A 14,420-nucleotide genomic window follows, 5' to 3' on the forward strand; every position below is an offset into this window, starting at 1 on the left:
GCTTGGAAAAGGGATAAGGTGGCCAGCGGCGATCTGCCTATTGGGTGTCCCCACTTTTGAGGCTGCATGCCTTCCTTCATTGAATGTCTTTCAGATAATCCTTGAGCGCGATTAGCGGCTCTTCAAGCTGCTCCATCGCCCGCGCATTGCTGAAATCATCTGCCAACCTGTGCAACTCACGCCCCAGTGGCGTATCAACACCGCCTAAAGCTTCCATCGCCAAACCCACGCAGTGCGCCACTCTGAACTGGATCGCGTCGACATCGCCCCTGCGCACTAGCAAGCCGAATACCTCCCGCTCATAGTCGCTCATGATCGGATCGTCCCGCAAAATCGGACTTCCATCTTCCGTCTCATAAGCCAGCTTGAGGGCGAAAAGGGCAACGGTTTCCAGTGGCAATTCCATCGTGTGAATCCTTGATTCGTTAGCCGAGCGGTTTCGTGTTGTGGCGTTGAAAAGCAGGATCAAAAGATCGCAGCCTTCGGCAGCTCCTACAGGCTGGCGGGGTGCCAACCACTTTATCGCAGACGAAAAAAAAGGCCTTGCTAAAGCAAGACCTTTCTTAATTTTGGTGCCCCGAGGGAGACTCGAATAATAGCATAACTGTATAATTAACATAGTTTTTTGCATGTGTACACTTCCACGTTGTACCGTGAAGTGTACACCCTACCTGCCTCCAATAAGGACTGGTGTGGATGGAAGCTTGATCGGATTTCTCCATCAAGTTTCCGATGAGCTGTGAGTAATATCTACAAGAAACTGGTTACGGATAGACTCCCTGGTCTGCCAAAAAATGCCGAACCTGTTGGTGCTGATGCGATTTTGACCCAGGTTACTGATTTTAGCTGACCCATGTGCAGCCTCTGAAATCCCACGCAAGGTCATCGATTGCTGAATATTCGAATGGGTCAATGATTTCCGGCGGCTTGGGTCAAAATCGCATCAGCGCCAACAGTGCAGACGCAAGAAAGAGGCAGAAAACCGCACTCAATGATGTGGCGAAGTTCAAGGATGGAAATCATGACCTATGTCCTCAACCTCAAAGGTGGTTTGAGTTTCTGTTCAGTAATCATAGACAACCTGCTCGGTGTTGACTGAGATCACGACAAGCTGCATCATCTCTAGCGGTCATCCCTCGCCCTCGTAATGACATGCGCTATGGGTCGAAAAGTACCTGGCGACATGCAGCAATCGGCCGATTCTGTTGAAAAAGTCGGATTTCTGATCGCCTGAACTCAGGCACGGCTATCCCCTTTTGTTTTGTGGCTAACTTTTTGTTTGTTAAACACTTAAAAGCCAAGACTCACACTGCTTCAGTTTTGCATTGTCGTTCATTGCGTGAGATATTTTTTTGTCTATCTCTTTGAATTTATTCGGTTCGTTTTCTTTGTAAAATATTAACCAGTTGTCTCTGCCTTCATGTTCGATCATGTATTTTTGTTCATTTTTTTTGATACTCAAAGACCAAGATGAGAAAAAATCGGGGTGATCCGAAAATACTGTTACCGTAAAGCCACAACGACTTGCCATGTCATATAGATCGGATTGTTTCATTTGTGGCCTCCTAAATGTTATTACAGTTTACGGGATTTTTTCGAAGTTTCCTTTAGCGCTGCTAAAAACTTGAGTACCACCCCCTGACGACGGTTGTGTCACACCTTTCACAGACCAAGTATCATCTATCTGTTTGGCTGTCGATTTCAATACGGGCGTTTTTTCGGTTGTTCGATAAATACCTTGCAGTTTTAGTTCGACTGTCCCTGCTGCACGATTATCTCCGAGTGGACCAATTCCTAGCTCTGATGGGGTTGTAGCAGGGTTCAGAGAGTAGTAGTTGCCTTGTGGAGCACCCGGTGATTGGAATTGATAAACGGTTTTTCCTCGGTTTAACGTTTCTACATTTACCGGTTGATTAAAATCTATGCCGTTTAAATGCCCTGGAATGCTTGTCTCTTCAAAGCCTTGTGTTCGGTAAAACTCCGTAGCGGTCTCTTTTCTTCCGCGGGCATTGATATCGTTATTGATATCCCCTGTCCGGCCGTATTTTTGATTCAGCTCAGCTCGTCTGTCATCTGGGCAGTTACTCGGAACGCAGCTCAACCCCAACGGATCCACCCACCCCGTAGGGTTAGGTACGTACTGGTAGTTGTTCAACCCACCCGCAAGCTTGATCGGATCCGGCGTCAAAAACCGTCCAGTCCCCGGATTGTAGTAGCGATGTCGGTTGTAATGTAAGCCCGTTTCGGCATCGAAGTACTGGCCCTGGAAGCGCAGCGGGTTGTCGATTTCTGCAACGTCGAGGGTGGCGAGGTTGCCGTAGGCGCGGTATTTCGCCGACCACATGATCTCGCCGCTGTAGTCGGTGAGTTCCTGCGGGGTGCCGAGGTGGTCGAGTTGGTAGTAGAACGGCGTGGCTTTCAGTGAGCCTTCGCCATCGAGCATCGCCAGCGGGCGGAAGCTACCCGGTTCGTAGATGTAGCTGCGATAGCGGTTGTCGGCGCTTTCGGCGATGAGGCGTTCGCCTTGCCACAGGAATTCGGTGGTGTGACCATCGACGGTTTTGGCGATGCGTCGGCCGAAGGCGTCGTACTGGTAGCTCGCGATGCTGCCGCCGGGGAGGCTGACACCGATCAGGCGATGTTGGCAGTCGTAACGGTACTCGGTGACGAGTTTTTGCCCGGTGCCGCGACGTTCGCGGATCAGGTTGCCATGGGCATCATAGTCATAGTGCCGGTCGCCCTGCATTAGCAGGCGGTTGCCTTTGACGTTGACCAGGTTCGCGGACGGCTGGTCGCCTTGGCCGAGGAGGTTGCCCGCCGGGTCGTGGGCGAAGCTTTCCGGGGTGGTGCCACGGACGTTGATCAGGCGATCGAGCGGATCGTAATGGTAGCTGCGCTTGCCTTTGCGGCTGTCGTCGATACCCGCAAGATTGCCGTTGGCATCGTAGGCGTAGCGACGGCGAAACAGGTTGCGGTCCTGCTGGCTGACGGTGTGGGCTTGCAAGCGGCCTTGTTCGTCGTACTGGTATTGGCTGAGCAGCAGGCCTTGTTGGCGCTGTTGTTCGCGACCGGCGCTGAACTGGTGCGTGGTCAGGCGCGAGCCGTTGAGGTCGATGCTGCTCAGGCGGCCGCCAGGTTGGTGGCGGTAGTCGAGTTTGCTGCCGTCGGGGAGGCGGCAATGACTCAACTGGCCCAGGTTGTCGTACTCGTAACGCAGAGTGCCCCAGCCTTGGTGTTCGGTGATCAGGCGGTCTTGCAGGTCATATTCGTAGGCGAGGGGCCAGTGGCCGTCGTCGACGTTGACGAGGCGGCCGAGGGCGTCGTAGCTGTAGTGAATTTCGTCGCCATCCGCCAGGGTTTTCACCAGCAAGCGGCCGGCGGCGTCGCGTTGGTATTCGGTGAACAACTCACTGCCGTCGTCGCCGAATTCGATTTTCTTCAGCAGTTGGCCGTTGAGGTCGTACTCGTAGGCCGTCCGGCGACCGTCGAAGCCGGTTTCCTGCTGGATCAGGCCGTTCGGGTAGTAATCGAGGTGATAGTGCTCGCCACGTTCGTTTTCGATCTCGCTGAGCAGCAGGCGCGAGTTGTCGTAGCGATAACGCAGTTGGCTGCCGTCCGGATTGATGCGACGACTGACCAAGTGCAGGTTATCGGCGTATTCGTAGCGGGTTACGCGGCCCAGTTCATCGCGTTCGGCAGTGACTTTGCCGTAGGCGTTGTAGGTGAAGGCGCGCGTAGCGCCGCCCGGCAAAGTGATTTGCGCGAGGCGGTTGGCAGCGTTCCATTGGTAGTGGGTGATCGCGCCGCTTTCGTCCTGACGGGTGATCTGCCGGCCCAAGGCGTCGTAGCGATATTTGCGCTGGCCGCCGTCCGGTAGCTGTTCTTCGAGCAGTTGGCCGAGGTTGTTCCAGCCCAGTTGATGACGACTGCCATCCGGGTGACGGATTTCCAGCAGACGGCCTTGGCGGTTGTAGCTGTAGTGGGTCGAGTTGCCGTCCGGGTCGACTTGTTCGGTGATGTCGCCCTGATCGTTGCGCCAGTATGTCCACTTTGCCGGGCCACGGTTCACCACACGGACGTAGCCGTGGTAGTACTCGTAAGTGGTGGGGGCGTCTTCCGGCGGAATCACCGCAACCAGTCGACCGGCTTCGTTGTACTGGTATTCGGTGACGGCGCCGAGTGGGTCTTTTTCGGCGATCAGGCGGCCCTTGTCATCGTAGGCCTTCAGGTGTTCGGCACCATCCGGGTCGACTTTGGCGACCAGTCGAGCCTGGTCGTCATGTGTGTAGACCTCTTCGCTGCCGTCAGCGTTGGTAACCGTGACGCTGCCCTTGTCATCCCAAGCGTAGTGCGCGTCCATCTGCGAGAAGCTTGCCCAGTGATGGATGCAGCGGGCTGACTTGCCTTCTTTTTCCCATTCCCAGTAGAAGCTGGCACCACCAGCCAGTTGCCGTTCGAGAATGACGTTCTGGTCGTTATAGGCATAACGCTCGGCTTCACCGGCGGCGTTTTTGGCTTCGATCAGGCGGTGCTGGGCGTCGTAGCCGTAGGTGACCAGGGTCTGGACGGTGCTCCAGGCATCTTCCAGGTTGTCCGCCGGGCTGAACTGCTGGTAATCGATGGCGACGATGTGTTTGCGGTCGTAACGCACGAGGAGGGCGCGACCGGCACCGTTATCGACACGTTTGATTCGTCCGTGAATGTCGCGGGTGATGTGCAGGCGGTTGTCGTAGCTGTCGCTGATGGCGATCAGCGTCGCGCCTTTGCTGTTGTAGCGGAAGTGGTAGAACTGGGTGCGTTCGCCGGCTTGGGTGAGGGTCAGTTCGGACGGATCGTCACCAAGGAAAATCGCCGCTTCCGACAGGCTGTTGGTGATCGCCGGGCGCTGCACACTGGGCAACGGGAAGGTGGTGACGCGGTTTTCGTGGTCGGTCCAGATTACTTCGTCGCCGTTGATGTCGACGCGTTGCGCCAGGGCGTGGCTCCAACCGTAACCGAGGCCGCAGTCGATTTCTGCGGCGCTGGTGCGATAGAGGCGCGTCCAGCTGAAGGGCAGCAGACCACCGAGTTCACCGTCGGTCAGGGTCAGCAGCTCTTCGCCGGTAACCATCGATACCGGGCAACCATTGGTGCAGGTTTTCTTGGCACAGGCGGCGCTTTTGTCGTCAGGCGTTTTTGACTGAGTAGGAGCGTCGTCGACCTTTTCCTTTGGTGCGAGGGTGGTCTGTTTGTCTTTCTTGCCACGCGGAAATGAAGAAGCGTCTTTCACTTCCTGCTTCGGCGTATCCGTGGTTTTCGGCACCTGACTTTTAGAACCGTTGGCGGCGGCCTCGTCGATTTTGAGCGCCGCCGTTTTGGTCGGCTTCATCGGCACGCTTTTGGCACTGGCAATCAGTGGCTTGGAAACCTCCGCGTGCGCTGGCAGGCTGTGCTTGCCGCTCAGGCTCATCAGTTTTGCGGCCAGCTCTTCAAGGTATTTGAGCGCCGTACCGGACTTGACCGTGGACAGAGTTTTGGTCCCCACCCGCACTGCGATCCCGGCACCGCCAGTGAGGCAAATACCCAATACCACGTTGATCAGGAATTCCGACGCAATGGCCGTCACCACGTCAACGATGACTTGCGGCGGCAGCATGCCGACCCACGCCACAATCGCCGAGACGTAAATGAACATCAGTGGTTCGTCACTGAGGATCAACAGACCCGAAGCAATGGACTCCTTGGACGCGGCATAGAGCTTGTCGATCTCGACATCCGACAGGTACTTGCGCAGCTTTTCGAGGTTTTCCTTTGGGTGTGCGAGTAGTTCGAACAGGCTTTTGATGTCATCCCACAGCCTGAGCAGCGCCTTTTCCAGACCATCCATCGCTCGTTTTAACAGAATGACAGAGCGGCCCGCGCGGTCAGCCGCCGAGTAACTGGCCCACTGAGGCTGGAACTTGCTCGACCATTCACTTTGCAACCAGCCGTTTAGATTGCCGATTACACCCTGGTAGGAGTCGTAGAGTGCTTTGACATTGCTTTGGGATACGTTCGGGAAAAAGGTAATGCGGTACATCTGGCCTTTCTTGCAGCCATCGATCACCTTGATGCCGCTCGGGCCGATCGTTGTTTCAATGACGGGGCCAGTGACGTCGTCGTAAAAAGTACCTTTGGTGACGGGTTCCAGTTTCACTGGCGTGTTGCCGATCGGTACGAATCGTGCTGATTCGAACATGTGGATCAGCGTGAAGTCGCCCGCCAGAGGGCAGGTCGCGTAGGTCTCGACCTTGCCGGTTTTGGTCTTGCGTTTGGTCACGCTGACTTCATTACCGACCTTGAAGGTTTGGTCGACATCCAATGCCCAACCGGTCAGGAAGCCGTCCGCCCATTCCTTGTAATCGCTCAGGCAGTTCTTGAAGTCTTTGAGAATCAGGTTCACGTCAGGGGTTTTGGCGTCCAGCACGTGTAGGACCAAGGTACCGATCGGGGTATTCATGACGTGACTTCCTTTGTCAGCTGAGCAGCGAGACGCTCTGCCAAATCTTCTGTATTGGGTTGTTGGCGCACGAAGCGCTCGACCTTGTGGCGCAAGTTATTTTCGGGAAAGGCGAAGAACAGTTCCGGGCAGTCCTCTCCCAGCCACTGCATCAGGTTGTCGACGACGGTGGTGTGGTCTTTTTCCGCCAAACTATCGAGCAAATTTTGCGGCACCTCCCACCACGGCCATTCCTTCGCTGGCGGCACGGCCCTCGGCCCAGCGTCCAGGCTCTGGCCATTGATCAGATAGCGGTCAAACACCGGCAATACTTCACCTGCGCCAGCACCCAGCCCTTCAAGAATCGGGTAAATATGCCGCCCGTCCCAGAACCGGAAAAACACTTCGGTCCCATCGGGCATGCGTACCTGGGTCAAACTGCGCAGGTGCTCGAACACCACGTCCGGCGTGCTGGTGGACACTGCCAGCCAACCCCAGTCCTGAGCATCGGTTTCGGCGATCCATTGCAGAAAACCGGCATTGGGTTTCAGCTCGGCGAGGTAGGGCATGACGGGCTGCCAATCGGCGTAAGGCGTGCCGCTCCAGATCGGGATCAATTCCGGCGCCATGTCTTGCTGGTAGAAGGCCTTGAGTGGCTCGGCATCGCTGGCCGCGCTAACGATCAAGTACAACAGCTCACCCGTCTGCAACGGCCGTTCAGCCAGCCAAGCCTGTGGAGTCAACAGATCAGATCGCACAAGCACCTGCCTTGCATTTTTCGCACTCTTCACAGAACGGTGCGTTGCGTTTGAGGGTGTTGACTTGGGCCGGGGTCAGCACCGCACCTGCTTTATCTGCATCAGCCTGTTTCAACGCCCCAGGCATCAACGGTGCCGCGCCGGTTCCGCTGCCCGGACTCCCCCCGGAATTCATGTTGATCACCGGCCCGCTCAGGGTCACGCCGCTGGCGTCGATCTTGATAAAGCTGCCGCCGCCCTTGAGGGTGAGTTCGCTGCCGGCTTCGAGCACGACTTTCATGCCGCTGCTCAGGTGGATCTCCTGGCCGGCTTCGATGAATTGGCCGGTGCCGACCTTGATGTGCTGGTTCACACCGACGGTGAGGTGGTCGTTGGCGCGGGTTTCGACTTTACGATCGGCGTAGACGGTGTGGTGTTCTTCGGCCTTGAATTCGCTGTAGCTGTTTTGTTCGACGGTGTCGTGGCGTTCGTTGCCGACGCGGATCTTCTGGTCGTGCTCGACGTTTTCGTCCCAGTCGCGCTGGGCGTGCAGGAAGATTTGTTCCTGGCCCTTTTTGTCTTCGATGCGCAGTTCGTTGTAACCGCCGCCACCTGGGGAACTCAGGGTCTTGAAGGTGCTGCGGGTCTTGTTCGCCGGCAGGTCGTAGGGGACGACGTTTTCCTTGTGGTACAGGCAGCCGCTGATCAGCGGTTGATCCGGGTCGCCTTCAAGGAAGGTCACCAGCACTTCCATGCCGATGCGCGGGATGGCGATTCCGCCGTAGTGGGCGCCGGCCCAGGCGGAGGAGACGCGCAGCCAGCAGCTGGTTTTGTCGTCGGCCTGACCTTCGCGGTCCCAGTGGAATTGCACTTTGACGCGGCCGTACTGGTCGCAGTGGATCTCTTCACCTTTGGGCCCGGTGACCACGGCGCTTTGGCTGCCGAGGATGCGTGGCTTGGGGTGGTTCAGCGGCGGGCGATTCGGGACGTCCCAGGGGGTGGCCTGGAAGCGGTTGCGGTAGCCCTGATGGAAATCGTCCTTGAGGTTGGTGGTGCTGCTGGTTACCGACTCTTCCAGCACTTGCGGCTGTTTGCCTTCGTGGAGGATTTCAGTCAGCAGCCACAGGTCGTTCCACTTGGCTTTGGGGTGTTGGGTCAGGGCCAGGAAGTGGCCGCTGACCAGCAACGGCTGATCGCTTCGGCCTTCGGCCAACTGGAAGTCGCTGCGGTGACGTTCGAGGGCGCGTTTGGCCAGGTGCTTGCCGCGCTCGCGGTCGATGAAACGGCCGGGATAGTCGTAGTCTTCGAGGTCGGGCAGGGCGTCGCCGCGGTTTTCCGCTTCGAGGGTCAGGCGCGGTTTTTCGAAGTCGTAGTCGCGGCGGGTGGTGCGGCTGGTGCGGGTTTCCAAACGCAGGTCGAAGCGCTTGATCACCGGGTTGTTGGCGACCATGCCGGAGTCTTGCTGGTAGGCCACGGGTGCGAGTTTCGGGAACACCGTCTGGTCATCGCCGAACACCAGCTTGTGGGCCGTGGTGCTGTGCTGGAAGTGGTAGTGGATACCTTCTTCCTCGCACAGGCGCTGGACAAATTGCAGGTCCGATTCATCGTATTGAACGCAGTAAATGCGCTCGGGATAGATCGCCCCGACTTTGAATTCGTAGGTGTTGCTTTGGATGCCGTGTTCTTCAAGGACCATGCCGATGATTTTCGGCACGCTGAGGTTCTGGAAGATGCGTTGGTTGATGCGGTGCGCGAGGTAGGACAGTTGCGGGCGCAGGGTCACCGCGTAGCGGGTCAGGCGTTTGCCGGAATCACCCTGGGCGGCGCGATAGATCTGGCCATGGATGCCGCTGCCGTCAGGCGAGAGCTGCAAGAAGGCCGGTTTGTGCAGCAGGGTTTCGAGGTCCAGGGACGGCTGTTCACTGACCAAGTCCACCTCAAACACAAAAGGCTGGCTGATGGCTTCCCGACCTTGCAGGGCAAGGACCTGGAGATCGTTATCCAGACCTTCGATAGTCAGGGCAAAGTGAGTCTGATTGGCCGGCGCGAACATCCCTTGTTCCTCGTGCAGTGCTGCGGCGTAAACCAATACCCGATCAAGGATTAGCAGACGCAAAATTCTGGAAAGGCGTAAACAACATCGACCAGCAGAGCTGGCCGATGCGTGAAGCGGTCAGCCGCGATTAAGCGACTGGTTGACGCCAGTCATCGGAACCCGAAGTACCGGATACTTCGTGGGTCCAGGTGATTTTGCGGTAGGTGAACTGCACTTCTTCCAGGTGCGTGAAGTGGGAGTTCGACGGATCCTGGCAGTTGTGCATTTTGTTGTTGATGGCGACGATGATCGCATCTTCCAGTTTGGTGGTGTAGTAGTGCTCTTGGGTACCCTGAGCAGAAGTACGGAACCACTGGATAACGATTTCGCTCATGCGCTCGCCGGAGGTCAGCGCAGCTTGCAGCAGTGGCGAAGACTTGTCGTAGACCTTGGTGATCACGACGGGCTTGTGTACGCGCTGACCGGTCGGTTGGCCGGACTGCGGGTCACGCGGGATGATTACGTCGTGGTTGAAAGCCTGAACCATGACCTGGTCTTCGTGACCTTCCTGGTAGGTGTTGCCAACCGAGTCGGCGGTGAACGCGCCGGCAGTGATCAGACCTTGTTTTTCGCCAGTGACGGACATGTACGCTGGTGTAGCCATGGATGTGCTCCTTGCTAAAAGTTAGGGTGCCCGGGAGGCGGTATCGCCCGGTGGGTGCCTGACTGTTATCAAGGAGCGTGCCAGCTTTTGTGAAGTGCCAGACGCCGGTGGCCTGCCGGCCCTGGCTCGCCGTTCAGCGAGTTTTTTACAACCATAATCGGAAGAAAGTGCGCAAGAAATTGCGCACCACTGCGCAACTTCTTGCGCACTTGGCTGCAGTCTTTGCAAGACGTGGCTTGCAGGGCAGTTGGGTCGCGAATATTACGATCTACTGCGCAACTTCTTGCGCACAACGGCCCAATGATGGCGCTCACTGTGCGAAGAAAGAGAATTTCATAACCTCCCAATTCGCATCAAGGTAGTTGAAGGTAATGCTGGACCGGAGAAGTACCAATGCTAACCGATCTACAAGCTCGTCTATCACTCGCAGAGCTAGCCGAAAAATACTTAGAGGGAAGAGATCCTGCTTATGGTCGGCTGATCGAAGTCATTCATGATCCAGCGCGGCAAGTGCCTATCAAAGGGGTACTTGAGGCCATTCGCCGATACCAAAAAGCGCCGTACACACAACAAGAGCTTGAGCTGATCGATGACCTTTTATACATGTACGGATAATTGGCAAAACGCGATTCGGGATAGTCCAACAAGATCTGCCGATCAATCTGCCGCGCATCGTTGAACCCTGGCCCATCCTCCGACCGACACCACCGCACAAACGCCTGCCAGCGATCACTGTGCGCTTTGACCGTGCCGTAATGCTCACCGCCAAACAGGTCGCGGAGGGCCTGCGGCCCGGCATAACTCAGTTGTCGGCCATAGCCAAAATTGCGCCCGTCCCGTCTACCGACCAATGCCATGATCAAACTCCTCTCGAAGCCAAAACTTTTAAAACTTTCCCCACGTCATCCCGCCAAGAATGTTGAGTGTTATCAGGGATCAAGGCCCCTGCGACCTGTGAGGGTTGTCCACTAACGCGGGACTGACGGCTCTTTACGACCGGGAGCTTGGGCATCTCATGATCTGGCCTCCTGAACACCGTTACCGGTGGGCGGGCGGAGGTTGCATTGGCTGACGAGACCAGCGCCGTGGGATCCTGAGTCAGGTGAAGGCAGTGAGGCGATGACCGGGGCATCCCTGACTGTCAGTCAGGTGCAGTCCATTCCTTGGGCTGCGGCACCATCATCTGCATCGCTGTTGCTGGTGACTTCGGTGTTTGTCACGCCGATTGTCACGAGGGGAAATGCCGCAAAGCCTTGTACGAGTTGGGCTGCAGCAGCGGTAGGAGCGCCCGTCTCTTTCCGGGAGAAAGAGACGGGCGCAGGTTGGCGCAAGGAAATGGCCAAGCGGATAGGTTGCTGCAGGGCAGCTATGAAAGGGAATGAGTTGCCGCAGTGGGCACGCTGGTAAAAGTAGGCATCCATCACATCGCTGTGACCGTGCGAGCCGCCGGACGCTCATCGCACTTTGGGAGAACCACCACGGTGTGGCGTAGCCTTAAAGGTTCTGGCTACCTGGGTTGCTGTCAACGACAGCGCTTTGCCCGATCTTTTCTACGCCTGTGGATAATTGAGGTCAAGACTCCAATTTTCGGGAGTTCTGCGGCGGTGGATGAAATTATCCACCGGTGGAAATCAGTGGTTTTCCACAGACAGTTTGCGCGGGCTTTAGATTTCTTAAGTGAGGTCCATCCAAACAGGGCGGCTTTGCAGCCCTGTTTGGATGGACCCGCGTGGAAGGGCGGACTGCGGTGATCTCATTGGCTTACCAGTGTTGGAATGCGCCACGGTAGTTTTGCAAGGTTGTCGTCGAGCGGGTCGAATTCGTGAGGCATCAAGTGATCACTGAGTCGCCGTTGATTCTGTCTCGATAGGCAACTTTTGGGGAGGATCATCTTTGTGTGCATGGGATGCTGTTAGAGGCGGTGCAGAAGGGCGAGCGAGGAACTGATTAACGCGAGTATCAAATTGATCGCGAAGGTTGGCTGTAATGCCTTCTTTGAGGGCATCGAGATAGTCTGCATACCACTGCATGGACTTGCCCCTACAAAACCGGACACCAACTCCCTGTTAACTTGATGCTGCGGCCAAGCGCCTGAACTCCCTCGGCGAGCGATAGCTCAAGGCACTATGCGGATGCTGCTCGTTGTAATGCTCGAAGGCAATGGCCAGGTTGCGCAGCGCCGTTTCTCGATCCGGCTTGGGCATGTGCGCCACGTAGTCACGCTTGATCGTCTTCACGAAGCTCTCGGCCATGCCGTTGCTCTGCGGGCTGCGCACCGGTGTGGTCACCGGCTGCAAGCCGATCTGTCGAGCAAACAGGCGCGTCTGTTCGGCGGTGTAGGCCGAACCGTTATCGCTGAGCCACTGCACCGGCGTTGCAGGCAGTTGATCACCGAAGCGCTTCTCCACGCTTTCCAGCATCAAGTCGCGGATATCATCGCCGCTGTACCCGGTTGGGCTGGCGACCCAGCCGATGGCTTCGCGATCACAGCAGTCCAGGGCGAAGGTCACGCTCAGTTTGGCGCCGTCCTCGCAACGGAATTCAAAGCCATCCGAGCACCAACGCGTATCGCTGGTTTGCACCGCAATACGGCCTTCGTGCCGACGCGGCACGCCGGGTTGTTTGATCCGGCGTTCAAGCAGCAGGTTGTGATCACGCATCACCCGGTAAACCCGCTTCACGTTGATCGCGGGTAGCAACTGGGTTTCACGGGCGCGACGCAGCAATCCCCAGACTCGACGGTAGCCATAGCTGGGCAGTTCGCTGACCTGTTGCTGGATTTCGGCCACCAACTCAGCGTCGTTCACAGGCCTGTTTCGCCGTACTTTGGGCGATACCAATTGCTTGATTCGAACCGTTAATTGCGAGCGCGCCACACCGAGACATTCGCTGACCAGCTTCACTGGTCGTCCCCCGGCAACAAGGGTGAGTGCGCAATCCATTTTCGCGACCGGGCGATCTCGACGGCCTCTTTGAGGATTTCTGCTTCCATCGTTTTTTTGCCCAGCATCCGTTGCAGTTCACGGATCTGCTTGAGCGCATCGCTCAGCTCGGAGGCAGGCACCACGGCCTCACCAGCACTGACCGCCGACAGGCTGCCGTCCTGATACAGCTTGCGCCACAGGAACAGCTGGTTGGCATTGATGCCGTTGCGCCGAGCCACCACCGAAACGCTTTGTCCTGGCTCAAGGCTCTCGCGAACCATGGCCAGTTTTTGCTCCGGGCTCCAGCGGCGCCGCCGCTCCTGGCCCAAAAGCTCCCCACTCTTATCGTTGCTGTTAGTCATAAACATAACCGTTTGCCTATCCCTTATCGTAAGGGGGAAACGGTGTCCTGTCTTTCATGGGGCTCGTTCACTGCATCATGATCCGACGTTGCGGTAGGTATAGGGCTTGATTGTACTCACCAGAGATGCCGCCCTCGACGTGAGCCAGCTGGCTTTCGACATGGTCCTTCAGCCAACCATGTTCGCGCAGCAGCGTGCTTGCTGTATGGCGAGTGCCATGGCTGACGAGTCGTCCTTTATAGCCGATCTTGGCGAACACCAGATTGATCGTGTTTTCACTGATGACCGGCTGTTTTTCGCCATTGCCCGGGAATAGATATTGGCTGCGTCCAGTGCTTTGGTTCAGCTTGATGAGCATAGCGATCAGTTGATGAGGTAGAGGGCTGACGTAGTCTCTGCGCATCTTCATGCGGGCGGCTGGGATGGTCCATATCCCTTCCTCGAAATCAATTTCCTCCCATTTTGCGTAGCGAACCATCCCGGGGCGGCTAGCGGTCAAAATCGTCATCCATGACGCAATCCTCGCTGGTAACCGGCTGGTGGTCTTGCTCAAGGCCTGGAGAAATTCAGGCAGTTCGTTTTCGTGCAGATGTGGGTAGTGCTGAGTTGGCGGTGGAGCTATCGCAATGGCATGGAGTTCGGAGGCTGGATTGTGTTCGCACAGGCCGCGTGCGATCGCTTGACTAAAAATCTGTTTGAGCCAGGTTCGGGTTTTGTCTGCGACGTTGAAGGCGCCCCGTTTTTCGATGCTGGCCTGTAGGTTGGCGCAGTCACCTCGGGTAATTACGCTCAACTGCTTCTCACCCAGGGAGGGCAGCAAATCTTTATCGAGGTAGTCGCGGATTTTCTTCAGCGTCGCGGGGCTGCGTCCGGAGTCGGACTTGAACTGATACCAGTATTCCGCCGCGCGACTGAAGGTGTTGAGTCCCGCTTCTTGCTGCTGCAGCTTGTCATCGCGGCGTTTTGTTCCGGGGTTGGTCCCTTGTTTGAGCAGGCTGCGACACTCTGTCGCCAGTTCACGAGCCTCCTGTAAGGAAACATGCGGGTAGACACCCAGAGACATGCGGGCAGCGCGGCCCTGGAAGCGATAACGGAAATGCCAATACTTGCTGCCGTTCGGTTTCACCAGCAGGGCAAGACCCGAACTATCACTCAGGGTAAATGCCTTTTCGGCAGGCTTGGAAGCTTTGATCTGCAAGACGGTCAGTGGCATCTGTGTACATCTCCCGTTCTCGAACTGG

10 protein-coding genes and 1 pseudogene are annotated in these 14,420 nt (G+C 56.7%); 1 reads left to right on the plus strand and 10 read right to left on the minus strand.

Going from position 1 to position 14,420, the window contains the following annotated elements; translation table 11 throughout:
* Positions 1 to 76 precede the first annotated feature (76 nt).
* The 7 genes from B723_RS10550 to B723_RS10575 all read right to left on the minus strand — a co-directional run bounded on the left by B723_RS10550 (position 77) and on the right by B723_RS10575 (position 9,893).
* Positions 77 to 406, minus strand: coding sequence for a hypothetical protein (locus B723_RS10550; RefSeq protein ID WP_017338149.1), 330 nt, complete (start codon positions 404 to 406; stop codon positions 77 to 79).
* Between the two features lie 503 nt (positions 407 to 909).
* The gene (locus B723_RS33900; RefSeq protein ID WP_080995113.1) at positions 910 to 1,023 is read right to left on the minus strand and encodes a DUF1652 domain-containing protein; all 114 of its coding nucleotides are present in this window, start codon (positions 1,021 to 1,023) and stop codon (positions 910 to 912) included.
* A gap of 259 nt (positions 1,024 to 1,282) precedes the next feature.
* Complete coding sequence (locus B723_RS10555) at positions 1,283 to 1,555, minus strand: hypothetical protein (RefSeq protein ID WP_017338150.1); 273 nt, start codon at positions 1,553 to 1,555, stop codon at positions 1,283 to 1,285.
* A 27-nt stretch (positions 1,556 to 1,582) separates the two neighbouring features.
* The gene (locus B723_RS33610) at positions 1,583 to 6,478 is read right to left on the minus strand and encodes a polymorphic toxin type 46 domain-containing protein (RefSeq protein ID WP_017338151.1); all 4,896 of its coding nucleotides are present in this window, start codon (positions 6,476 to 6,478) and stop codon (positions 1,583 to 1,585) included.
* Positions 6,475 to 7,215, minus strand: a complete 741-nt coding sequence (locus tag B723_RS10565; RefSeq protein WP_017338152.1) for a DUF4123 domain-containing protein — start codon at positions 7,213 to 7,215, stop codon at positions 6,475 to 6,477. Before B723_RS10565 ends, B723_RS33610 begins: the two co-directional genes overlap by 4 nt.
* Positions 7,205 to 9,247: a type VI secretion system tip protein TssI/VgrG gene (gene tssI / locus B723_RS10570; RefSeq protein WP_017338153.1), complete on the minus strand. Its 2,043-nt coding sequence runs from the start codon at positions 9,245 to 9,247 to the stop codon at positions 7,205 to 7,207. The genes B723_RS10565 and tssI overlap by 11 nt, the downstream gene beginning before the upstream one ends.
* 130 nt (positions 9,248 to 9,377) lie before the next feature.
* Positions 9,378 to 9,893, minus strand: a complete 516-nt coding sequence (locus tag B723_RS10575; RefSeq protein WP_017338154.1) for an Hcp family type VI secretion system effector — start codon at positions 9,891 to 9,893, stop codon at positions 9,378 to 9,380.
* Positions 9,894 to 10,286: 393 nt separating this feature from the next.
* Between B723_RS10575 and B723_RS10580 the strand changes: the two genes are divergently transcribed.
* Positions 10,287 to 10,508, plus strand: a complete 222-nt coding sequence (locus tag B723_RS10580) for a hypothetical protein (protein WP_017338155.1) — start codon at positions 10,287 to 10,289, stop codon at positions 10,506 to 10,508.
* Between the two features lie 19 nt (positions 10,509 to 10,527).
* On the opposite strand, the pseudogene B723_RS32115 reads toward B723_RS10580, so the two are convergent.
* The 3 genes and pseudogenes from B723_RS32115 to B723_RS10600 form a co-directional block, all read right to left on the minus strand.
* A pseudogene (locus tag B723_RS32115) lies at positions 10,528 to 10,750 on the minus strand (integrase domain-containing protein); the annotation flags it as partial.
* Between the two features lie 1,209 nt (positions 10,751 to 11,959).
* Positions 11,960 to 13,179, minus strand: a protein-coding gene (locus B723_RS32120) for an IS3 family transposase (RefSeq protein WP_425311781.1) whose coding sequence is annotated in 2 segments (ribosomal slippage) — positions 11,960 to 12,840 and positions 12,840 to 13,179 — 1,221 coding nt in all. Because the reading frame shifts where the segments join, the coding sequence is not laid out codon by codon here.
* Between the two features lie 67 nt (positions 13,180 to 13,246).
* Complete coding sequence (locus tag B723_RS10600) at positions 13,247 to 14,392, minus strand: tyrosine-type recombinase/integrase (protein ID WP_017340326.1); 1,146 nt, start codon at positions 14,390 to 14,392, stop codon at positions 13,247 to 13,249.
* Positions 14,393 to 14,420: the final 28 nt, after the last annotated feature.

This window comes from Pseudomonas fluorescens NCIMB 11764 (genome assembly GCF_000293885.2).
Classification (GTDB): domain Bacteria; phylum Pseudomonadota; class Gammaproteobacteria; order Pseudomonadales; family Pseudomonadaceae; genus Aquipseudomonas; species Aquipseudomonas fluorescens_B.